At 63.0% G+C, this 21,196-nt stretch carries 19 protein-coding genes; 6 read left to right on the forward strand and 13 right to left on the reverse strand.

Annotation, left to right across the window (positions count from 1 at the left end):
- The first annotated feature begins 2 nt into the window (after positions 1-2).
- From MUM_RS0119380 to MUM_RS0119400, 5 genes are read left to right on the forward strand one after another with little or no spacing between them, the layout of a single operon-like run.
- A complete protein-coding gene (locus tag MUM_RS0119380) occupies positions 3-935 on the forward strand; it encodes a DUF58 domain-containing protein (protein ID WP_003218540.1) in 933 nt (310 codons plus the stop codon).
- Positions 932-1,426 (forward strand): DUF4381 domain-containing protein, encoded by a 495-nt coding sequence (locus MUM_RS0119385; RefSeq protein WP_010173073.1) that lies wholly within the window; start codon positions 932-934, stop codon positions 1,424-1,426. Before MUM_RS0119380 ends, MUM_RS0119385 begins: the two co-directional genes overlap by 4 nt.
- Positions 1,419-2,507 (forward strand): vWA domain-containing protein, encoded by a 1,089-nt coding sequence (locus tag MUM_RS0119390; protein WP_010173076.1) that lies wholly within the window; start codon positions 1,419-1,421, stop codon positions 2,505-2,507. Before MUM_RS0119385 ends, MUM_RS0119390 begins: the two co-directional genes overlap by 8 nt.
- A complete protein-coding gene (locus MUM_RS0119395) occupies positions 2,504-4,246 on the forward strand; it encodes a tetratricopeptide repeat protein (protein WP_010173078.1) in 1,743 nt (580 codons plus the stop codon). Before MUM_RS0119390 ends, MUM_RS0119395 begins: the two co-directional genes overlap by 4 nt.
- On the forward strand, positions 4,243-5,883 hold the full coding sequence (locus MUM_RS0119400) for a BatD family protein (RefSeq protein WP_010173080.1): 1,641 nt from the start codon (positions 4,243-4,245) through the stop codon (positions 5,881-5,883). Before MUM_RS0119395 ends, MUM_RS0119400 begins: the two co-directional genes overlap by 4 nt.
- Before the next feature lie 173 nt (positions 5,884-6,056).
- On the opposite strand, the gene MUM_RS0119405 is transcribed toward MUM_RS0119400, so the two are convergent.
- From MUM_RS0119405 to MUM_RS0119430, 6 genes are read right to left on the reverse strand one after another with little or no spacing between them, the layout of a single operon-like run.
- Positions 6,057-7,799: an ABC transporter substrate-binding protein gene (locus tag MUM_RS0119405; RefSeq protein ID WP_003218534.1), complete on the reverse strand. Its 1,743-nt coding sequence runs from the start codon at positions 7,797-7,799 to the stop codon at positions 6,057-6,059.
- Positions 7,800-7,834: 35 nt separating this feature from the next.
- The gene (locus MUM_RS0119410; RefSeq protein ID WP_010173082.1) at positions 7,835-8,107 is read right to left on the reverse strand and encodes a DUF2160 domain-containing protein; all 273 of its coding nucleotides are present in this window, start codon (positions 8,105-8,107) and stop codon (positions 7,835-7,837) included.
- 10 nt (positions 8,108-8,117) lie between these two features.
- Entirely contained in the window at positions 8,118-8,918 is an 801-nt protein-coding gene (locus tag MUM_RS0119415; RefSeq protein ID WP_008433050.1) for a carbohydrate ABC transporter permease, read from the reverse strand.
- 10 nt (positions 8,919-8,928) lie between these two features.
- Complete coding sequence (locus MUM_RS0119420; protein WP_010173085.1) at positions 8,929-9,795, reverse strand: carbohydrate ABC transporter permease; 867 nt, start codon at positions 9,793-9,795, stop codon at positions 8,929-8,931.
- Entirely contained in the window at positions 9,792-10,889 is a 1,098-nt protein-coding gene (locus MUM_RS0119425) for an ABC transporter ATP-binding protein (RefSeq protein ID WP_010173087.1), read from the reverse strand. The genes MUM_RS0119420 and MUM_RS0119425 overlap by 4 nt, the downstream gene beginning before the upstream one ends.
- The gene (locus MUM_RS0119430) at positions 10,889-11,983 is read right to left on the reverse strand and encodes an ABC transporter ATP-binding protein (RefSeq protein WP_010173089.1); all 1,095 of its coding nucleotides are present in this window, start codon (positions 11,981-11,983) and stop codon (positions 10,889-10,891) included. Before MUM_RS0119430 ends, MUM_RS0119425 begins: the two co-directional genes overlap by 1 nt.
- Positions 11,984-12,219: 236 nt before the next feature.
- Between MUM_RS0119430 and MUM_RS0119435 the strand changes: the two genes are divergently transcribed.
- Positions 12,220-14,064, forward strand: coding sequence for a sigma-54-dependent Fis family transcriptional regulator (locus MUM_RS0119435; RefSeq protein WP_010173091.1), 1,845 nt, complete (start codon positions 12,220-12,222; stop codon positions 14,062-14,064).
- Between the two features lie 122 nt (positions 14,065-14,186).
- Here MUM_RS0119435 and MUM_RS0119440 read toward each other — a convergent pair whose 3' ends face one another.
- The 7 genes from MUM_RS0119440 to MUM_RS0119470 all read right to left on the reverse strand — a co-directional run.
- On the reverse strand, positions 14,187-15,719 hold the full coding sequence (locus MUM_RS0119440) for a sodium:solute symporter family protein (RefSeq protein WP_010173093.1): 1,533 nt from the start codon (positions 15,717-15,719) through the stop codon (positions 14,187-14,189).
- Positions 15,716-15,970: a hypothetical protein gene (locus MUM_RS0119445; protein ID WP_010173095.1), complete on the reverse strand. Its 255-nt coding sequence runs from the start codon at positions 15,968-15,970 to the stop codon at positions 15,716-15,718. The genes MUM_RS0119440 and MUM_RS0119445 overlap by 4 nt, the downstream gene beginning before the upstream one ends.
- 132 nt (positions 15,971-16,102) lie before the next feature.
- A complete protein-coding gene (locus tag MUM_RS0119450) occupies positions 16,103-17,038 on the reverse strand; it encodes a choline kinase family protein (RefSeq protein WP_010173097.1) in 936 nt (311 codons plus the stop codon).
- Complete coding sequence (locus MUM_RS0119455; protein ID WP_010173100.1) at positions 17,035-17,991, reverse strand: aminoglycoside phosphotransferase family protein; 957 nt, start codon at positions 17,989-17,991, stop codon at positions 17,035-17,037. Before MUM_RS0119455 ends, MUM_RS0119450 begins: the two co-directional genes overlap by 4 nt.
- 8 nt (positions 17,992-17,999) lie before the next feature.
- Positions 18,000-19,280: a M20 family metallo-hydrolase gene (locus MUM_RS0119460; protein WP_010173102.1), complete on the reverse strand. Its 1,281-nt coding sequence runs from the start codon at positions 19,278-19,280 to the stop codon at positions 18,000-18,002.
- Positions 19,258-20,016 carry a DeoR/GlpR family DNA-binding transcription regulator gene (locus tag MUM_RS0119465; protein WP_010173104.1) on the reverse strand — a complete coding sequence of 253 codons (759 nt, stop codon included), beginning with the start codon at positions 20,014-20,016 and terminating at the stop codon, positions 19,258-19,260. The genes MUM_RS0119460 and MUM_RS0119465 overlap by 23 nt, the downstream gene beginning before the upstream one ends.
- 212 nt (positions 20,017-20,228) lie before the next feature.
- The coding region (locus tag MUM_RS0119470) for an amidase (protein ID WP_010173106.1) at positions 20,229-21,196 on the reverse strand (968 nt) is incomplete at its 5' end.

Genomic DNA, 21,196 nt, shown 5'->3' on the forward strand with positions numbered 1-21,196 from the left:
CCATGAACGCTGGCGATGGAACCCGTGTCACCCTGAGCGAATTGATCGAGATGCGCCATCGCGTGCGGGAAGTGCAGCTGTTTTCCACGCCAAGCCAGCGCAGCCCGCTGATCGGCCTGCACCACTCGAAACTGCGCGGGCGCGGGGTCGACTTCGACCAGGTGCGGGTTTACCAGGCCGGCGACGACGTACGCACCATCGACTGGCGCGTCACCGCACGCACCCAGGAACCCCATACCAAGCTGTTCCATGAAGAGCGCGAACGGCCGATCTTCATCATGGTGGAACAAAGCTGCCGGCTGTTTTTCGGCTCGGGCCAGATGTTCAAGTCGGTGCTGGCAGCCCAGGCGGCGAGCCTGATCGGTTGGGCAGCACTGGGTCACAACGACCGCGTCGGCGGCCTGGTGTTCGGCGACAGTGAGCACTACGAAATCAAACCCCGCCGCAGCAAACAAAGCCTGCTGCAATTGCTCAACCGTCTGGTGCGGGTCAACCAGAGCCTCAACACCGAGCGTCGCCCGGAAGCCGACGCCCTCGGCATGGCCTTGCGCCGGGCCCGGGAAGTCCTGCGCCCGGGCAGCCTGGTGATTGTGATCTGCGACGAACGCGCGTTGACCGAAGGCGCCGAACAACAGCTGAGCCTGCTGTCGCGGCATTGCGACCTGCTGCTGTTGCCGGTCTCCGACCCGCTGGACCACGCCCTGCCCGCCGCCGGGCTGCTGCGCTTCGCCGAGCGCGGCGCACAGCTGGAACTGGACACCCTCAATTTTGACCTGCGCCAGGCCTACAAGGCCCAAGCCGAAGCCCGCAGCGCCCGTTGGGAACTGCTCGCGCAAAAGCTGCGAGTGCTGTTGATGCCGTTGAGCACCCAGGGTGAAATGGTCGAGCAACTGCGCGAATACCTGAACCCGCAACGCCCGGTTAAAAAGCAATGAGCAGCCTCGACCAACTGCAACCCTTGATCGCCCCGCCGGTGATCGGCTTCTGGCCGCCGGCGCCGGGCTGGTGGCTGTTGCTGCTGATCCTCCCGCTGGCAGGCTGGGGCTTGTGGTCGCTGCGGCGTTTCCTGCCGGCCAAGCGCCCGCTGGCCCGTGCCGAACAACCCCTGGACCCGTTGCGCATCGCCGCCCTCGCCGAGCTGGCCCTGATGCCCAAACCCTACGACGGCGCGCCGGCCGGTGCCTGGCTGCAACAACTCAACGGCCTGCTCAAACGCTTGTGCCGCAACGACTACCCCTACAGCCAGAGCCACACCCTCAACGGCCGCAAATGGCTGGCGTTCCTCGACAACCGCTGCCCCGCCGCCGGCCTGACCCGCTGGATGGTGCTGGTGGAAGGCGCCTACAAGCCCGAATGCAAACTCGACGACAAGGCCATCGCCGGTCTGACCCAGGCCGTCGACACCTGGATTCGCAAACATGTTTGAGTTCGCCTGGCCGTGGATCTTCGCCCTGTTGCCATTGCCGTGGTTGCTGCGGCTCATCTTGCCGGTGGCCGACAGCGGCGAGCCGGCACTGAAAGTCAGTTTCCTCAGCGACCTCGAAGGCCTGGCCCGCCGCCGCGCGCGGGTCAACCTGCCGGGCTGGCGCCAGCAAGCGCCGTTCGTGTTCCTGTGGCTGTTGCTGCTTACCGCTGCCGCCCGCCCGGAATGGCTCGGCGAACCGCTGCCCATTGCTGCCAGTGGCCGCGACTTGCTGGTGGCGGTGGACGTCTCCGGCTCGATGGACTTCCCCGACATGCAGTGGCAGGACGAGGACGTCAGCCGCCTGAGCCTGGTCAAGCACCTGCTGGGGGACTTCCTGGAAAGCCGCGAAGGCGATCGCGTAGGCTTGATCCTGTTCGGCAGCCAGGCGTATCTGCAAGCGCCACTGACCTTCGACCGGCGCACCGTGCGCACCTGGCTCGATGAAGCAAAAATCGGCATTGCCGGGAAGAACACCGCGATTGGCGACGCCATCGGCCTGGCCCTCAAGCGCCTGCGCCAGCGCCCTGCGCAAAGCCGGGTGCTGATCCTGGTCACCGACGGCGCCAACAATGCCGGCGAAATCGACCCGCTGACTGCCGCCCGCCTGGCTGCCGAAGAAGGCGTGAAAATCTACCCGATCGGCATCGGTGCCGACCCCGAGCAAACCGGCTCCCTGGGCATACTCGGCGTCAACCCGAGCCTGGACCTCGACGAACCGGCGCTCAAGGCCATCGCCGAGGCCACCGGCGGCCGCTACTTCCGCGCCCGCGACGGCAACGAACTGCTGAAGATCAAGGAAACCCTCGACCAGCTCGAACCCGTGGCCCAGCAACCGACCCAGGCGCGCCCCGCCCAGGCGCTGTACAGCGCGCCGCTGGCGCTGGCACTGATCCTCAGCATGCTGCTGGTGATCCAGGAACGCTGGCCGGATAACGCCTTGCAACGGCTGTTCAACAAACTGTCCAGCAAGGGCCGTTTCCTGCAACCCAACCCGGAATGGCGCGAGCGCCTGAAACGCCTGCGTTTGCGGAGGCGTCGATGATCGCCCTGTGGCCGCACTGGTTCCGTCCCTGGTGGCTGTTGCTGCTGCCGCTGCTCGGCTGGTTGCTGTGGCAGTTGTGGCACCGCCAGAAACGCGCCGGGCGCTGGCAGATGATTCTGCCGCCAGCCTTCCATGCCGCGTTGCTCAGCGGCGGCAGTGGCCGCGAAAGCAAATCGCCGTGGGTGGTGCTCGGGATTGCCTGGCTGCTGGCCGTGCTGGCGTTGCTCGGCCCAAGCTGGGAACGCGTGGAACAGTCCAGCCAGAAACCCGCCGACCCGCTGGTGGTGCTGCTGGAACTGACCCCGGAAATGCTCGCCACCGACAGCCCGCCCAGCCGCCTCGAACAGGCGCGGCGCAAGCTGTTCGACCTGCTCCAGGCCCGCAGCGATGCGCAGACCGCCATCGTGGTCTACGCCGGCAGCGCCCATACCCTGGTGCCACTCTCGGACGATCTGGCCACCAGCCATAACCTGCTGGAGGCCCTGCGCCCCTCGATCATGCCCGAGCCCGGCCATCGCGCCGACCTGGCCGTGGAAAAAGCCCTGAGCCTGCTCAAGCATGGCGGCCTCGGCCAGGGCCGACTGCTGCTGATTGGCTCGTCGTTGTCCAAGCAGGAACGCCAGGGCATCCGCCTGCAGTTACAAGGTAGCCAGGCGCCGAGCCTGTCGATCCTCGGAATCGGCAGCCGCGAAGGCACGCCAGTGACCCAGGAGAGCGGCGAATTCCTCAAGGACGCCCAGGGCGCGATCCTCGTGCCGCGCCTCGACAGTCCGACCCTCAAGGCTTTCGCCAGCGAAATGGGCGGCCGTTACCGCCAGGCCCGCCTGGACGACAAGGATCTGCGCCACCTCGGCCTGCTGGACGGCCCGCAAAGCCTGCGCAATGACGGCCAACTGCTGCACCTCGACACCTGGGCCGACCAGGGTTATTGGCTGCTCTTGCCGCTGTTGCTGCTGGCCGCCTGCGCTGGGCGCCGCGGCTGGCTGTTCTTCCTGCCGTTACTGCTGTTGGGCGCGCCGCAGCCCAGCTATGCCTTTGACTTCCAGGACCTGTGGCTGCGCCCGGACCAACAAGGCCAATTGCTGCTGAAGAAAAAACGCCCGGCCGAGGCTGCCGAACATTTTGAAGACCCGCAATGGCAAGGCGTCGCGCTGTATGAAGCGGGCAACTACGCCGAAGCGGCCAAGCGTTTTGCCGAAGGCAGCGACGCCTACTCCCACTACAATCGAGGCAACGCCCTGGCCAAAAGCGGCGAGCTGGAAGCGGCGATCGACGCCTACGAGCAAGCCCTGGAAGCCCAGCCCGACTTGCAGCCGGCGCTGAAGAACAAAGCCCTGGTGGAAAGCCTGATGCAGCAGGAACCGGAAAAAACCGAGCCGGCCAAGCCTGCAAAAAACGAGGATGACGAAACCACGCAACCCGGCCAGACTGCGCAACCGGGCGCCAGCAGCCAGACCGCCACCGGTGGCGAGCAGACGTCCCAGGGCCAGGGCCAACCCGGTGCAACCGATACGCAAACCGGCGCCACGCCCCACGCCGGCAGCAACGAGGTGCCCGGCAGCGAGTTGGGTGACGAGCAAACCACCACGCCGCCCCTGCGCCCCGCCAACGGCACGATCGAAGGCGAACAGCGCCAGGCCCTGGAACAATGGCTGCGGCAGATCCCGGACAACCCCGGCGAGCTGCTGCGACGCAAATTCTGGTACGAACAGCAACAACATCAGGACAAGACTCGATGAACCGCTGCACCGCCCTTCTTCTCACCCTCGCGTTGTGGGCCAGCCAGGCCCAGGCCGCCGGCCTGGTGGCCAGTGTCGACCGCAGCCGCATCAATTCCGGGGAGACGGTGGAACTGACGGTGGAGTCCAACGACGTCACGCTGTTCGGCAAACCGGACCTGGCGCCACTGGACCCGCTGTTTGAAGTAAGCGGCACCCGCCAGATCAACCAGCTCACCACGCTGGCAGGCGACAACCACGCCACTACCCGCTGGATCATCACCCTGCTGCCCAAGGAGACCGGTACCGTTGTGATTCCGCCGTTGCAGATCGGCGAACTCAAGACCCAACCGATCACCCTGCAAGTGGTGGAAACCGTCAGCCAGAACACCGAGACCCAGTTGGCTCCGGTATTTATCGAAACCAACCTCGACCAGGACAGCGTCTACGTCCAGGCCCAGGCGCTGCTGACCGTGCGCGTCTACCACTCGGTGTCGCTGTACGACGACAGCAGCCTGACGCCATTGCAGATCGCCGATACGCGCATCGAGCAACTCGGTGAATCACGCACCTACGAAAAAGTCATCAACGGCATCCGCCATGGTGTGATCGAAACGCGGTATGCGATTTACCCGCAGCACAGCGGCAGCTTGACGATCCCGGCGCAGATTTTCAGCGCGACCCTGGTGGAGCCTCGGCCCGCCCAGGACAATAACCCCCAAGGCTCCAAACCCGGCAAGCTGATCCACGTCAGTTCGCCGGAGCTGTCGCTGGCCGTCAAGGCCAAGCCGGCGGTGTACCCGGCAGACGCCCCTTGGCTACCGGCGCGCAGCCTGACCCTGACTGAAAGCTGGAACCCCGAGCCGGACCACGTGCAGGTCGGCGACTCCCTGACCCGCAGCCTGACCCTGAAAGCCGAAGGCCTGGCCGCCGCACAACTGCCGCCCCTGGCGCTGAGCGACATCCCTGGCCTGCGCCGCTACCCGGACCAACCGGTGCTGAGCAACCAGAACAACGACCGCGGCCTGATCGGCAGCCGTGAAGACCGCGAAGCCCTGGTGCCCAACCGCGTTGGCGCACTCGAACTGCCACCGGTGGAAGTGGTGTGGTGGAACACCCACGAAGACCACCTGGAACGCACCAGCCTGCCGGCCCGCACCCTGCAAGTGGCGACCAACCCGAGCCTGATCGTGGACACACCGGCCAGCCCCACCGTGATCACGGCACCGGACAACGACAGCCTGTGGATCTGGCAACTGACCAGCCTGATCCTGGCCTGCACCACCCTGCTGGGCTTCGGTTTGTGGTGGCGTGCGCGCTGGCAGCCGGCGATCCTGCGTGCCGCGCAAACCGGCCCGAGCCCGCGTACCTTGCTGGACGACCTCAAGCGGGCGAGCCAGGCCAATGACCCGCAAGCCACACGCCAGGCACTGGATGCCTGGGCGCGGCAACAGCCGGAGACCCTGGCGGACATGGCCGCGCGGTTTGTGCCGTTGTCGGATGCGTTGGACGGGTTGAATGGCGCGCTGTACAGCGAAAGTGGCCAGTATTGGCAGGGTGAGGAATTGTGGCGGGCGGTGAAGGCGATTCCGATGGCGGAGCGCGAGCAGGACCCTGCGGGGGATAGCACCAGCTTGCCGCCGCTGTATCCCAAGTAGCCCCCCTCTCAGAAACACCACGAAGCAAATGTGGGAACCGGGCTTATGTGGGAGCTGGCTTGCCTGCAATGGCATCACCGCGGTCTGGCTGACAGACCGAGGGGGATGCCATCGCGGGCAAGCCCGGCTCCCACACAAACCTGGCTCCCACATTTTGACCTGCTGCGTTTGGGCTATTTGCGCGCCGCCTCCCACGACTTCAGCAGCTCGTTATAGCTGACCGTCTCGCCTTGCGGCTTCTCATTCGCCAGCTTCGGCTTCGGCGCACCCGGCTGGTCAAACCAGTACTGCGCGTCCCTTTCCTCGTTCATCTTCGGCCCGCAAATCGGCTGCACCTTGGAGCGTTCCAGGCGCGTCATGATCGCGTCCTGATCCTTGGCCAAGCCATCCAGTGCCTGTTGCGGGGTTTTCTCGCCGCTGGCCGCTTCCGAAATATGGCTCCACCACAATTGCGCCAACCGTGGATAGTCCGGCACGTTGGTGCCGGTCGGGGTCCATTCCACCCGGGCCGGGCTGCGGTAGAACTCCACCAGGCCACCGAGTTTCGGCGCCAGGTCGGTCATGGCCTGGGAGTTGATGTCGGATTCACGAATCGGCGTCAGGCCCACGATGGTTTTCTTCAACGACACGGTTTTCGAGGTCACGAACTGCGCGTACAGCCAGGCCGCGAGTTTCTGCTTCTCGGGCGTCGACTTGAGGAAGGTCCAGGAACCCACGTCCTGATAGCCCTTCTTCATGCCTTTTTCCCAATACGGCCCGACCGGCGATGGGGCCATGCGCCATTTCGGCGTGCCGTCGGCGTTCACCACCGGCAGGCCCGGCTTGGTCATGTCGGCGGTAAACGCGGTGTACCAGAAGATCTGCTGGGCGATGTTGCCCTGGGACGGCACCGGGCCGGATTCGGAGAAGGTCATGCCCGCCGCTTCCGGTGGCGCGTAGGCTTTCATCCAGTCCACGTATTTCTGCGTGGCATACACCGCCGCCGGGCCGTTGGTGTCGCCACCACGGGTCACGCTGGAACCCACCGGGTGGCAGTCCTCCACGCGAATGCCCCACTCGTCCACCGGCAAACCGTTGGGCAGCCCCTTGTCGCCGCCACCGGCCATGGAGAACCAGGCATCGGTGAAACGCCAGCCCAGGGAGGGGTCTTTCTTGCCGTAGTCCATGTGCCCGTAGACGCGCTTGCCGTCGATTTCCTTGACGTCTTCGCTGAAGAATTTGGCGATGTCCTCGTAGGCTGACCAGTTCACCGGCACGCCCAGTTCATAACCGTACTTCTCTTTGAACTTGGCTTTCAGGTCCGCCCGTTCGAACCAGTCGGCGCGGAACCAGTACAGGTTGGCGAACTGCTGGTCGGGCAACTGGTAGATCTTGCCGTCCGGTGCGGTGGTGAACGAGATCCCGATGAAGTCCTTGATATCCAGGGTGGGCGATGTGAAGTTCTTGCCTTCGTTGGCCATCAGGTCGGTGATGGATTCGGTCTTGCCATAGCGAAAGTGCGTACCGATCAAGTCGGAATCGTTGACCCAGCCGTCATAGATATTCTTGTCGGACTGCATCTGGGTTTGCAGCTTTTCCACCACATCGCCTTCCTGCAGCAAGTCGTGGGTCAGCTTGATCCCGGTGATTTCGCTGAAGGCCTTGGCCAGCACCTTGGACTCATACTCGTGGGTGGTGAGGGTTTCCGACACCACGTTGATCTTCATCCCGCGAAACGGCTCCGCGGCCTTGATAAACCACTTCAGTTCTTCGAGCTGTTGGGCTTCGGTAAGGGTCGACGGTTTGAACTCACTGCCGATCCATTTTTTTGCAGCGTCTTCATAGGCATCCGCCCAGGCCGCAGCACTGAGCCCGCTGAGCGCCAGCACGGCCGCCAATGAAATGCTATGTCGCAGCTTATTGTTTTTATCGAACATAGAGACCTCCTGGTTTTGGGGTTCAAAAGGGGCAACTAGCCCCAGCGCATCACAGACAACAGCCACACCAGAGACAGCGCGGACGCCACCCAGATGCTCCAGCCGGTTACGCCGATCACCAACAAATGCAGGTAGGCGCTGCCGAGAAGACCGATAAACAAGCGATCACCACGGGTGGTGCTGATCGGTAACAAGCCGCGCCGGGGGATACTCGGCGAGCGCAATTCCCAGGTCGTCATGCCCACCAGCAGCAGGCCGATCGCGGCGAAGAACAGTGCAGTCGGGGTGGTCCAGGCCATCCATTCCATCATCGACTCCTCAGACCCGGCCCAGGGCAAAGCCCTTGGCCACGTGGTTGCGAACAAACCAGATCACCAGCATGCCCGGCAGGATGGTCAACACCCCCGCCGCCGCCAGCACGCCCCAGTCGATGCCGGACGCCGACACCGTGCGGGTCATCACTGCAGCGATGGGCTTGGCGTTCACCGACGTCAGCGTGCGTGCCAGCAGGAGTTCGACCCAGGAAAACATGAAGCAGAAAAACGCCGTGACACCGATCCCCGAGCCAATCAGCGGGATGAAAATCTTCACGAAAAACTTGGGGAAGCTGTACCCGTCGATGTAGGCGGTTTCGTCGATTTCCTTGGGCACACCCGACATGAAGCCTTCGAGAATCCACACCGCCAGCGGCACGTTGAACAGGCAGTGGGCCAGGGCCACCGCGATATGCGTATCGAACAGGCCAATGGACGAATACAGCTGGAAAAACGGCAGCAAAAACACCGCCGGCGGCGCCATGCGGTTGGTCAGCAGCCAGAAGAACAGGTGCTTGTCGCCGAGGAAGCGGTAGCGCGAGAACGCGTAGGCCGCAGGCAGCGCCACACTCAGGGAAATCACCGTATTGAGGCTGACGTAGTACAGCGAGTTGAGGTAGCCGGTGTACCAGCTCGGGTCGGTGAAAATCACCTTGTAGTTGGCGAAGGTAAAGTCCTGGGGAAACAGGGTCAGGCCACCGAGGATTTCGGTGTTGCTCTTGAACGACATGTTCAGCAGCCAGTAGATCGGCACCAGCAGGAACAGGATGTAGACCAGCAGCGGGATAACCTTGCGCTTGCTCATGTTGGCGGCCTCAGCGGTTGGCGTCGGAGTGGGTCATGGCGGTGTAGAACAGCCAGGACACCAACAGGATGATCAGGAAGTACACCAGGGAAAATGCCGCCGCCGGGCCCAGGTCGAATTGGCCTACGGCCATTTGAGTAAGGGTCTGACTGAGGAAGGTGGTGGCATTTCCCGGCCCGCCCCCCGTCAGTACAAACGGCTCGGTGTAGATCATGAAACTGTCCATGAACCGCAGCATCACCGCGATCAGCAGCACGCTCTTCAGCTTTGGCAGCTGGATATGTCGGAATACCGCCCAACTGGAAGCCCGATCAATCCGCGCCGCCTGGTAGTACACATCCGGGATTGCCCGCAGCCCCGAGAAACACAGGAGTGCCACCAGGGACGTCCAGTGCCATACGTCCATCACCAGCACGGTGACCCAGGCGTCCATGGTGTTGGCCGCATAGTTGTAGCTGATGCCCATCGCGTTGAGCGTTGAACCCAGCAGGCCGATGTCGGCGCGGCCAAAAATCTGCCAGATGGTGCCCACCACATTCCACGGAATCAGCAGCGGAATCGCCATCACGATCAACACCAACGAGGACCAGCGGCCCTTGGTGGGCATGGTCAGGGCGATGGCGATACCCAGGGGAATTTCGATCAGCAGCACACACGCCGAATAGATGAACTGGCGCAACAGCGAGTCGTGCAGGCGCGGGTCCAGCAGCACCTGTTTGTACCAGTCGGCGCCGACAAAATAGCGGCTGGACTGATCGAAGATGTCCTGCACCGAATAGTTGACCACGGTCATCATCGGGATCACCGCACTGAAGGCCACCAGCAGGAACACCGGCAACACCAGCCACCACGCCTTGTTGTTCTGCACCTTGTTCATGGCTGTGCCTCCAGCAGGTAGTCGTCGGCATACACCATCAGCCATTGGCCCGGAAAGCTGATGGACGCGTGCCCCTCGGGCACAGGTTTGTCTTCGGCCAGGCGCACCTTCAACTGGGCGCCGTCGAGGTTGAGGGTCATGATCTTGTAGGTGCCGAGGTCTTCCACATGAGTGACTTGCGCCTGTAGCGCGTCAGGATTGTGCTCATCCCACACATGGATAAATTCCGGGCGGATGCCCACCTGCAGTTTCTTGTAGGGCGTTTCGCCAATGCGCTGCTGCAACGCCTCGGGCAACGCCAGATGCGTGCCGGCAAAACGCACACCGCCCGCCTCGGCCTGCACTTCAATCAGATTCATCCCCGGGCTGCCGATGAAATAGCCGACAAAGGTATGGCTCGGCCGCTCGAACAATTCCCGTGGCGTGCCGAACTGCACGATCTGGCCGCCGTACATCACCGCGATCTTGTCGGCGAAGGTCGAGGCCTCCAGTTGATCGTGGGTGACGTAGACCATGGTGATGTTGAACTGCTCGTGGATCTGCTTGAGCTTGCGCCGCAGCTTCCACTTCAGGTGCGGGTCGATCACCGTCAGCGGTTCGTCGAACAGGATCGCCGACACGTCATCACGCACCAGCCCGCGGCCCATGGAGACTTTCTGTTTTTCGTCGGCGGTGAGGTTGCGGGCTTTTTTGTCCAGCAGGTTTTGCAGGTCGAGCACCTCGGCAATTTCCTGCACCTTGCTGTGAATCTTCGCCTCGGCCATGCCCTGGTTTCGCAGCGGAAAGGCCAGGTTATCGAACACCGTCATGGTGTCGTACACCACCGGGAACTGGAACACCTGGGCGATGTTGCGTTTTTCCGGGGTCAGCTCGTTGACCACCTTGGTGTCGAACAGCACCTGGCCTTCGGACGGGCTGAGCAGGCCGGAGATGATATTCAGCAACGTCGACTTGCCGCAGCCCGAGGGGCCAAGCAACGCGTAGGCGCCGCCCTGCTCCCAGACGTGGTTCATTTCGCGAATCGCGTAGTCCTCGGGGCCGGCGGGCTTTGCGCTGTAGCTGTGGGCCAGGTTCTGCAAATGGATCTCGGCCATCAGGCAACCCTCGCGACACGTCGGCCCGGTGCCTGGACCAGACGTCCCTGGCCATCGAACACAAACAATTTGTGGGTAGGGATATAGATGCGGATCGGCGCATCGACGTCGTACTCATGCACGCCGGGCAAATGCAGCACCAGCAGGAAATGCTCGCTGCGCACGTGCAGGAAGGTTTCCGAGCCGCTGATTTCGGCGACTTCCACGGTCACCGCCAGCTCCAGGTCGTCATCGTTGCTGGGCACCAGGCTGATATGGCTGGGCCGCACGCCAAAGCGGAACTCGCCTTCGCCGATAGGCCGCAGGTCGACGTTCAGCGGGAAGTGCACAAAGTTGGCAAAGCTCACTTCATTGCCGCTGATACGTCCGGGCATCAGGTTGATCGGCGGCTCGGAAAACAGCTCGGCCGCCAGAACGGTTTGCGGCTGGTGATAGACCTCGGCGGCCTTGCCGCTCTGGATCACCCGGCCCTCATGGAGAATGGTGGTGGTGCCGCCCAGGGCCAGGGCTTCGTTAGGTTCGGTGGTGGCGTAGATGGCGATGGTGTGGCGGGCCTTGAACAGCTCGCGCATTTCCTGACGCAGTTCTTCGCGCAGTTTGTAGTCCAGGTTCACCAGGGGCTCGTCGAACAGGATCAGCTCGGCGTCCTTGACCAGCGCCCGGGCCATGGCGGTGCGCTGTTGCTGGCCGCCGGAAAGTTCCAGCGGGTGACGCTGGAGGAATTTCTCGATGCGCAGCATTTTCGCGGTTTCGAGGACCTTGCTCTGGATCTGCTCGGCCGACACACCGGCCTGGCGCAGCGGCGAGGCGATGTTCTCGAACACGGTCATGGTCGGGTAATTGATGAACTGCTGATAGACCATCGACACGTTGCGCAAACGCACCGGCTTGTGGGTGACGTCGACGCCGTTCATCAGGATGCGCCCGCTGTCGGGCTTGTCCAGGCCGGCCATCAGGCGCATCAGGCTGGTCTTGCCGGACAGCGTGCGGCCCAGCAATACATTGAAGGAACCGGCTTCGAAACGCAGGTTGGCGTCGTCGATCCAGGTCTGGCCTTCAACAACGCGAGTGACGTGCTCCAGGGTCAATGACATGACACGACCTTTTTATTATTGGAATGGTACTGGCAAGCACACAGAGCGAGTTCCGTGCCAAAAACCCAAAACCCAGGCCGGTCAACGGGTTAGGCAAAACGGCCGTTCACCTCTGAACAGAAATGAACAGACCGGCCTGAACAACTGAACACGTGGCGGGTTGACAATGAACAGTTCTGAACAACACTGAATGAGCCTTTCGAACCCAGAACAACAATAAAACAAGGGTCACCGCCATGAGCACACCGCTGGCGCACGATGCCATCATCCTGGACTCCTGGCGCCGCTGCCGCGCCTATGGCCTGGATCACCAGAGCACGCCGAGTTTCGATCAACTGCCTGCAGACGGCGTGCGCCAATTGCTGGAGAGCCAGCATTCCCTCGTGCAAACCACCCACCAGGAAGTGCTGCCCTACTACGAAAACATCCTGAGCAATTCCAATTGCCTGATCATGCTCGCCGACAACCAGGGCCAGGTGCTGACCTCGTGGGGCACCCAGCGTTTTATCGAACCCACATTGGCCCGTGGCTTCAGCGCCGGCGCCAGCTGGATGGAGCGCGCAAGCGGCACCAACGCCATCGGCACCGCCCTGGCCTGTGCCCAGGCGGTGCACATCGAGCACGACGAACACTTCCTCAAGGCCAACCGTTTCATGACAGGCTCGGCGGCGCCGATCTTCGATGCCCAGCGGGAAATCATCGCGGTGCTGGATGTGTCCAGCGACAGCTACCTGCCGCCCTCCCACACCCTCGGCATGGTCAAGATGATGAGCCAGACGGTAGAGAACCGGCTGATCCTCAACCTGTTTCGCGGCGAACATTTCCAGCTGACGTTCAACACCGGGTTGAACAACCTTGATAGCCAGTGGGCCGGGTTACTGATTTTTGATGAAAGTGGCCAGGTGCTGTCGGCCAACCGCCGGGCAGACAACCTGCTGGGCATCAGCCTGTCGCGGGTGCTGATCGACAGCCTCTTCAAGGTCTCGCTGCTGGAGTTGCTCAACCAGCCCGAAGGCCTGCCCTTCTCGCTGCAAGCCGCCGGGCGCAACCGTTTCCAATGCCTGTTGAAACGCCCGAAGCAGGCGCCTGTGCAGGCTCGCGTGTTTGTCGAGACAAAGAAACCCAGGGAGCCTGCGCCCACGGCCATCAGCCTCAAGACCCTGCACTTTGGCGACGCCCGGGTGGAAAAGGCGGTACGCCAGGCCGAGCGCTTGCTGGAAAAGGACATCCCATTGCTGATCCACGGTGAAACCGGTGTGGGCAAGGAGGTCTTCGTCAAAGCCCTGCACCAGGCCAGCTCCCGCAGCCAACAGGCGTTTATCGCGGTCAACTGCGCGGCGATCCCCGCCGAACTGGTGGAGTCGGAACTGTTCGGCTACGAAAAAGGCGCGTTTACCGGCGCCAACCAGAAAGGCAGCATCGGCCTGATCCGCAAGGCAGACAAAGGCACTTTATTCCTCGACGAGATCGGCGACATGCCGCTGCCGACCCAGGCCCGCCTGCTGCGGGTGCTGCAGGAACGCTGTGTGCAGCCGGTGGGCAGCAGCGAGTTGTTCCCGGTGGATTTGCGGATCATCTCCGCCACCAACCGCTCGCTGCGGGAACAGGTGCAGCTCGGACGTTTTCGCGAAGACCTGTATTACCGCATCGGTGGCCTGACCCTGGAACTGCCGCCGCTGCGGGAGCGCACTGATAAACAGGCGCTGTTCAAGCAACTGTGGCAACAGCATCGCGAGCCGACCCAGTGGGCCGGGTTGAGTAACGAGGTGCTGGCGCTGTTTGAGCAGCACCCATGGCCGGGGAATTTGCGCCAGGTGAGCAGCGTGTTGCAGGTGGCGCTGGCGATGGCGGAAGAGCAGCCAATCCGGGCGGAGCATTTGCCGGATGATTTTTTTGTGGATTTGAATGGGGTGGTGCCGGAGCCAAGCGCTGAACGGTTGGATGACGGCATGGACCTGACCCAACGCCTGAAAGCTGCGGGCGGCAATATCTCGCACCTGGCGCGGGAGTTGGGGGTTAGCCGTAATACGCTGTACAAGCGCCTTAAGCAAAACGGGGATTCTGGTCAGGGGCACGGTTAAACCTGTGGGAGCTGGCTTGCCTGCGATGGCGGAGTGTCAGTCAACATCTCTGTCACTGATACACCGCTATCGCAGGCAAGCCAGCTCCCACACTTGAACTACGTCGGGTTTGGAGTTTGGGCTCAGTTCAGAACCGGCGTTGCCCCCATTGGCACTTTGCGACCCGGTGCTGCCATCTCGAACAGCTGCTCAACCCGGGCACTTTCTTCCGCGCTCGGCTTGATCGCCCACGCACACACCACAAAAATCCCCGCATTGACTACCAACCCGACGATCCCGCTGGTCAACGACCCCAGCCCGGGGATGTCATCCGGGTACATCGTCGTCAGCACAATCGCCACCACAATCCCGGCCAGCATCCCGGCAATCGCGCCTTCCTTGTTGCCACGACGGCTGAAGATTCCGAAGAACAGCGGCACCGCCAACTGGATAATCCCCTGGTAGGAAATCTGCGCCAGCAATTGCAGCCGCGCGTAATCAAAGGTCAGGTACGCCAGCACCGAGGCGGCGACGATAAACACCACCATCCCGGACTTGGCCAGCAGCGTCAGTTGGCGATCGGTACGCGGGGTGTTCCAGGTGGCCAGGTCATTGGCGAACTGCGTACCGCAGACCTGCACGCAGCCGTCCACGTGGCCGATGCTCGCCGCCAGCACGATGACGATCGCCAGCGCCAGCATCCACGGCCCGCCGATGTCGAACAGCGACAGGAACCAGCCTTGTTGCGGGTGCGCGATGACGTTCGGGTCCTGGCTGATAGCGGCGGCAAACAGCATCAGGATGCCGTAGAAACCACCCACCAACAGGATCGTGTACAGCGTGCCTTTCTTCACCGCCTTGACGCCGCTGGCGGTGTAGATGCGCTGAAAACTCATGGGCCAGCACATCGAGCCGATCACCCCGGTAAAAATCAGGCTGAACATGTACAGCGGGCCATAACCGGTGCCGCTGGCGCCAGGGATCAGCAGCATCTTGGCCGGCAAGTGCGACAGGTTGGAGAACGACGCCTGGTCGCCAAACAACAGGAACACACACAGCGCCGCACACAACACGTAGGCAATCAGGCCCTGGAACATGTCAGTCATGATCAGCCCGCGCATGCCCATGCTCACGGTCCAGTACTGGCGCACCAGCACCACCACCACGCCGGCGATCAGGCAGGTGGTGACGCCCCAACGGCCGAAACTGGCGAACTGGAACAGCATCGCCAAGGCCTGGATGCCCATCACCACCCACGGGAATACCGAGATGATGCCGATGATCGAGGCCACCCGCTTGACCACCGGGCTGTTGAAGCGCATGCCGAGCAAGTCTGGCTGGGTGCGAAGGTTGAAGCGCTGGCCCCAGGTCCAGGCGCGGCGCGCCATCAGGTACATCGCTGTCACGCCCAGGGTCGCGTAGACCATGCCGTAGAAACCCAGGGCGCCGCCGATGGTCAGGGCAAAAAACGCGGTAAAGGTCGAGCCCGGCCACCACGAGTTGGTGTAACACATGGCGATGTACCACGGCCCGTAGGAACGCCCGCCTACAGCGTAATCGGAAAAGCTCGTGCTCTCGCGGTTGGTGGCGTACAGCACGGCAATCATCCCGGCCAGGAACAGGCCGATCACGCCGAAGGTGATAAAGAGGTTGGCATCGCTGGTGGTGCTGATCATGGCGCATCCCCCTCTTCGGGAATTTCACCGGCTTTCAGCTCGGCGACATACAGCGCCCACAGGCCCAGGCCGGCGAGAACCGCGATGGCGATCCAGTAGAAGATCGGCAACGGAATGCCCAGTACCAACGCGGTACTGCCGCTCACGCTCAAATAGAACGGCGGGAATAAAGCGAGCATCAGCAACAGGAAAAAGTACACGCCGAAGAGTTGGCTCTTCAGGCGTCCGGGTGGTGCGGTATCGGATTTCATGAGTCGGGTGCTCCTTGAATTTCTGGATCGGTTTGTTATGTGATCAAACAAAAAATCAAGCAGTGAAACGTCAGCGCAAACCAGCGCCAAAGGCGGAACTCGAGGTGTCGTCGTTATTGTTATGGCGCAGGCTCAAGCCTGTCTTAGCCAGGTTTCCCATTGCGAATCGTTGATGATGCTGCGGGCGCGCATGTGCTTCCACGTGCCGTATTTGTAGAAGTCGAAATCCAGCTGCGACACCGCGTGCTGCACCATCGCCCAGGTCGACCATTTGATGTCCGCCAGGGCCTTGTGCAACTTGATGCGCGCCAGGTTCTGCGGGGTGACCTGGCCGAAGTAGTCTTCGATCAGGGCCAGCTCCATCTCGTCGGTAAAAAACATCTCGCCGAACCACAGCGCCAGCTCGTAATGCCGGTCGTTGTTGGAGGCGTATTCGAAGTCCACCAGGCGAATCTGCCGACGGTCGTTGAGCATGAAATTACCCGCCAGGGTGTCGTTCATGCACGGTGCCAGGTCGATACCGGAAGCTTGCAGCACACCCCGCGCGCGATCGCATTGGCGGCGCAGCCAGGCGTCGTCGGCGGGTTTGCAGCCGTTGAGTTGCTCCACCTGGCGTTGGTGCTCGGCGATCATGTCGAACACGGTTTTGGTCTGCACCAGCGGCGGCTGGTCGTTGAAGGCCTTGAGGGCGTGCAACGCGTTGTGGCGCACGTCGCGGTCGAGAAAATCGTGGTTGGACGAGGCGCGCCAGCCTTCCATGAACTCGAAGACTTCCACGCCGAATTCCTCAAGGAAGGCAAACACCGGCGCGCCGTAGCCGGTTTGCGCCGCCTTGAGGCTGGCGTCGTGGGCGGTGCGGCGGTCGATAAACATTTCGGTGCCCACACCGGGCACCTTGAAGAAATACGCCGTATCGATGCCGGCCACTTCCACCCGCCAGTTTGTGTTGGAAATCCCGCCGCTGACCGGCTCATAACGAATTCCGCTGCCGCCCCAACTGGCGACCCCGCGCACCGCCGCTTCCAGCTGACACTCTTGTGGCGTACACGCCTCACCTAACGCTTTCATGCCTGCCCCTCCTGTACCTGACGTAGCCAACTTTCAAACCGTGGGTCTTGCAGGCTCTGGCGGCAGCGCAGCAACGTCCACTGCCCGACTTTGGAGAACTCCAGCGGCCGCGCCGAGGTGGCGCCGACCCACAGGCCCCAAAGGGTCCAGTACCAATCGTTGATCAGGGCGTACAAACGGCAGCGGGCGTAGTCGCTTTCGCGGCATTGGCCGGCCCAGGCAGTGATGCCTTCACGCCAGTCGCTTTCGAAGACATACAGCTCGTTAAGGCTGATGGCCACGTCATACCAGGGGTCACCGCAGCCGCCGTAGTCGAAGTCGATCAGTTGCAAGGCGCCCTCCGGGCCAATCATCACGTTGCTCGCCACGCCGTCGCCGTGCAGCGGCACCGACGCGCTGGCGCTCAGTTGCAGGGAGGTCCAGGCCAGGTCAATGCAGGTACTGATCCAGGCGTGGTCGAGGGGCAAGGCCACGCTGTAGCGCACGCACAACTCGCGCAGGTGCTGGATGTCTTGCAGCGGCGAGCGGGTGAAACCCGGGGAAGTGCCGGCGTGCAGTTGTTTCTTCAGTGCCCAGAGCGCCTGCAAGCGCTGGGGCTGCATCAATTCGTCGAGGCGGGCCCAGCGCCATTCACTGGCGGGCAACGCATCCAGCAGCAACACGCCGGCGGCTGCATCCACCAGGCGCACACCCGGCGTCACGTCGCAATCGGCCGCCAGTTGGGTGGCGCGGGCGGTGCGTTCGATGTCGATCAGCGCGCGCATGTCGTCATGCAAGACCTTGGCGTAACACTGGCCCCACGGCGCGGTGACGGTATAACCGGTCCACTCGGTGGCCAGCCGCACCGGCGAGGCAATCCCGGCGGTGCCCTCTTCGACCACCACATGGGCGGACAGGCCGGCGGCCTCAAGGGCGCCCAGCAGCCGCGACTTAGCTTGCAAACAACTCGACATGGCAGACCTCAGCGGTAGGCGTTGGGGGTGGAACAGGCGCGGTGCAGCAACGCGGTCAGCATGTGCAAACCGTTGCGCATGTCCTGCTCGCTGGTGAACTCCGCTTCGTTGTGGGACACGCCATTGCTGCTCGGAATAAACAGCAGGCACACCGGGTAATGCCGGCTCAGGCTGATGGCGTCGTGGCCCGAGACGGTGACGCTGTTGCCGATGGGCAAGCCCAGTTGCTGGCCGACGCTGTAGGCCAACTCGGAAAAGCCGTGGTGCAGGTGAGTCGGCTCACGCAGGGCGCGGCTTTCGATGGTGTAGTCCGTCGCCGTGGCAGCGGCGGTGGCCTTGAGCGTGGCGTCCAGGCGCGCGCCGGCGGCGGCCAGCAACTCGGTGTCTGGCGAACGGTACTCGACATGCAGTGTCACGCTGGAGGGCACCACGTTCGGAGAGTTGGGGTAGATCTCCAGGCGCCCCACCGAGCTGTGCAGTTGCGTGCCGTGCAGGTCGGCCTCGGCCCGCACGGCGGTGATCGCATGGGCGGCGGCCAGCAAGGCGTCCTTGCGCGCGGCCATGGGCGTGGGGCCAGTGTGGTTCTGTTCGCCGATAAACCGAATCCTTTGTTTGAGGGCGGCCCAAGTGTCGCGGACCACGCCGATGGCCAGGCCGTCGCGCTCAAGGCCGTCACCTTGCTCAACGTGGATTTCCACATAACCGGACACGTCCAGTTCGACCCGGCCCTCCCCCAGATAACCAATCTGTTGCAGCGCATGCTTGAGGCTGATGCCGTCGCCATCGCGGCACGCCCAGGCGTCTTGCAGGGCAAGGTCGCCGGTGAATACGCTGCTGCCGATCAGGCTGGGCTGGAAGCGTGCGCCCTCCTCGTTGGTCCAGTTCACCACCGCCAGATTGCACGCCGGCACTTCGCCACGTTCACGCAGTTGGCGTGCCAAGCTCGCCACCGCGACCGCGCCGGCCAGCACACCGTAGACACCATCGAAACGCCCGGCACTGGGCTGGCTGTCCAGGTGCGAGCCGCACAGCACGTAGGGGGCGTCTGGGTTAAAGGTGATCAAACCGAACAGATTACCCACCGCATCCACCCGCACTTCAAAGCCGCGTTCGGTCAGCCAGGCGGCGAACAGGTCGCGCACGGCGCCATCCTCGGCCGAGGCTGCCAGGCGGTGCAGCCCGCCGGCCCGGGTCGCGCCGATGGCTGAAGAGTCGCGGAACAGCGCCTCGAAGGTTTCAAGGTCCTGGTCACTGGGCGCCAGCAACTCAAGGGTAAAGGATGTCGACATGGGCTTGCTCCAGGCGGGTCGCAAAATCGTCGGACGGCGCACGATTGGTGACCAGGGTCGTGATGGCGCTGAATGGCAGCGTATTGATGAACGTGCGGTGGCCGAACTTGGCGTCGTCGGCCAGGATCACGCTGCGCAGGCTGTGTTTGGTCAGTTCCCGGCGCAGCAGCGCCTCGGGCTCCTGGTAGTCCATGAACCCCAGTTCCAGGTCGACGGCGCCGATGCCCATGAAGGCAATGTCGTAATGGAACTGTCGGACGAATTCCAGGGTGTGGGCGCCAATCAGCGCGTTGTCGTTACGGCGTACATCGCCGGGCACCACCAGCACCTGGTTGGCGCTTTGTTCGGTGATCAGGCGGGCGATGTCCAGGGAGTTGGTGATGATGCGCAACTGGCTGAACCCGATCAGTTGCTGGGCCAGGGCCAGGGTCGAGGTGCCGGTGTCGAGGAACAGCACCATGCCTTCGCTCACCAGCTTCGCCGCACACACTGCAATGCGTGTCTTGGCCTGGGGCTTGATGCGGCTGCGCACTTGCAGCGGCTGTTCTTCGTTGAGCCGAGGCAATATCGCGCCACCGTGGATGCGCCGCAGCTTGCCGGCTTCTTCCAGGTACTTGAAGTCGCGGCGGATGGTTTCTTCGGAGACGAACAACGCCTGCGCCAGGTCCGAGGCCTTGACGCGCTGGTGTTGGGTGAGCAGGAGCATGATTTCGTCGAGACGTGGCTGATTCAGCATAAAAGAGGTATTCCAGGGCAGGTTCAGGCGGCCGGTATTGCGCGGCCCACGGCGAGACGCGGCGCGAGCCGGTCCAGCAGGGAGCATAGAGCGTAATACGGCCATGGACAGGGTCACGGGTACCTCTCACTCATCAGGGTGTGAAAGGGCAGGACAACACAAAGCGTTTATCACGGGCGGGCTTCTGGCGAGCCCACTCCGGGTGCAATCAATCAGGGCATCAGCATCGGGGGAAGGTGCTGATCCCAAGGGGCGATGGCTTCCACGGCTGCGCAGAACTGCAGCACCTGGGCGTCGGCAAACCGTGGGCCGATCACCTGCAAGCCAATCGGCAAACCGCTCGGGCTGAAGCCACAGGGCAGGCTGGCCGCGGGGTTGCCGGTGATATTGAACGGATAGGTAAACGGCGTCCAGCGCGCCCACGGCACTGCGCCCTCCTCGCCTGGCCAGCCCTCGGGGGCCACGCGGTCGGCGGCGAACGGCAGGATCGGCATCGTCGGCATCAGCAACACGTCGTAGTCGTTAAACAAGGCGTGTACCTGATTGGCGAACAGTGCACGTTGCTGCACGGCCTTGAGGTAAGCCGCCAGATCGTAATCGGCGGAACGCTTGATCAGCGCGGCGAAGCCGGGGTCCAGTTGGTCGAGGCGATCGGCCAGGGATTTACCGTAGGCAATCCCACGCCCGCCGACCCACAGGGTTTCAAAGGTGGAGAGCGGGTCTTGCCAGTCCAGGGTCAGGGTGGTGACGGTGACCGGCAGCTCTTCCGCGAGGTAATGCACCGCCGCTTCGACGGTGGCGGCGATGACCGGGTCCACCGGCGTTTCGAACAAGGTCGGGCAGTACGCCACACGCAACGGGCCCAACGGCTGGTCGCAGCGCGCCAGGTAGGATTCGGTGGGTGCGGGCAAGGCCTGGTGGTCCAGCGGGTCGGGGCCGGAAAGGATATCGAACAACAACGCGCTGTCGCGCACGGTGCGGGTGATCGGACCGGCGTGGCTGAGCATCTCAGTGGCGGACCACGGCCAGGTGGGGATTCGCCCCAGGGAGCCTTTAAGGGCGAATGCACCGCAGAAGGCGCCCGGAATACGCACCGAACCGCCGCCGTCGGAGCCCAGCGTGGCCGGGACCATCCGCGCCGCCACCGCAATGGCCGAGCCGGAGCTGGAACCGCCGCTGG

Source organism: Pseudomonas sp. PAMC 25886 (assembly GCF_000242655.1).
Lineage (GTDB): Bacteria > Pseudomonadota > Gammaproteobacteria > Pseudomonadales > Pseudomonadaceae > Aquipseudomonas.

Bases quoted from the DNA above. Each gene is read 5' to 3' on its own strand.
- MUM_RS0119460 (WP_010173102.1), bottom strand. From the start codon at position 19,280: ATGTCGACATCCTTTACCCTTGAGTTGCTGGCGCCCAGTGACCAGGAC.
- MUM_RS0119395 (WP_010173078.1), top strand. From the start codon at position 2,504: ATGATCGCCCTGTGGCCGCACTGGTTCCGTCCCTGGTGGCTGTTGCTG.
- MUM_RS0119430 (WP_010173089.1), bottom strand. From the start codon at position 11,983: ATGTCATTGACCCTGGAGCACGTCACTCGCGTTGTTGAAGGCCAGACC.
- MUM_RS0119415 (WP_008433050.1), bottom strand. From the start codon at position 8,918: ATGAGCAAGCGCAAGGTTATCCCGCTGCTGGTCTACATCCTGTTCCTG.
- MUM_RS0119385 (WP_010173073.1), top strand. From the start codon at position 932: ATGAGCAGCCTCGACCAACTGCAACCCTTGATCGCCCCGCCGGTGATC.
- MUM_RS0119455 (WP_010173100.1), bottom strand. From the start codon at position 17,991: ATGTCGAGTTGTTTGCAAGCTAAGTCGCGGCTGCTGGGCGCCCTTGAG.
- MUM_RS0119435 (WP_010173091.1), top strand. From the start codon at position 12,220: ATGAGCACACCGCTGGCGCACGATGCCATCATCCTGGACTCCTGGCGC.
- MUM_RS0119440 (WP_010173093.1), bottom strand. From the start codon at position 15,719: ATGATCAGCACCACCAGCGATGCCAACCTCTTTATCACCTTCGGCGTG.
- MUM_RS0119450 (WP_010173097.1), bottom strand. From the start codon at position 17,038: ATGAAAGCGTTAGGTGAGGCGTGTACGCCACAAGAGTGTCAGCTGGAA.
- MUM_RS0119400 (WP_010173080.1), top strand. From the start codon at position 4,243: ATGAACCGCTGCACCGCCCTTCTTCTCACCCTCGCGTTGTGGGCCAGC.
- MUM_RS0119390 (WP_010173076.1), top strand. From the start codon at position 1,419: ATGTTTGAGTTCGCCTGGCCGTGGATCTTCGCCCTGTTGCCATTGCCG.
- MUM_RS0119445 (WP_010173095.1), bottom strand. From the start codon at position 15,970: ATGAAATCCGATACCGCACCACCCGGACGCCTGAAGAGCCAACTCTTC.
- MUM_RS0119405 (WP_003218534.1), bottom strand. From the start codon at position 7,799: ATGTTCGATAAAAACAATAAGCTGCGACATAGCATTTCATTGGCGGCC.
- MUM_RS0119380 (WP_003218540.1), top strand. From the start codon at position 3: ATGAACGCTGGCGATGGAACCCGTGTCACCCTGAGCGAATTGATCGAG.
- MUM_RS0119420 (WP_010173085.1), bottom strand. From the start codon at position 9,795: ATGAACAAGGTGCAGAACAACAAGGCGTGGTGGCTGGTGTTGCCGGTG.
- MUM_RS0119465 (WP_010173104.1), bottom strand. From the start codon at position 20,016: ATGCTGAATCAGCCACGTCTCGACGAAATCATGCTCCTGCTCACCCAA.
- MUM_RS0119410 (WP_010173082.1), bottom strand. From the start codon at position 8,107: ATGGAATGGATGGCCTGGACCACCCCGACTGCACTGTTCTTCGCCGCG.
- MUM_RS0119425 (WP_010173087.1), bottom strand. From the start codon at position 10,889: ATGGCCGAGATCCATTTGCAGAACCTGGCCCACAGCTACAGCGCAAAG.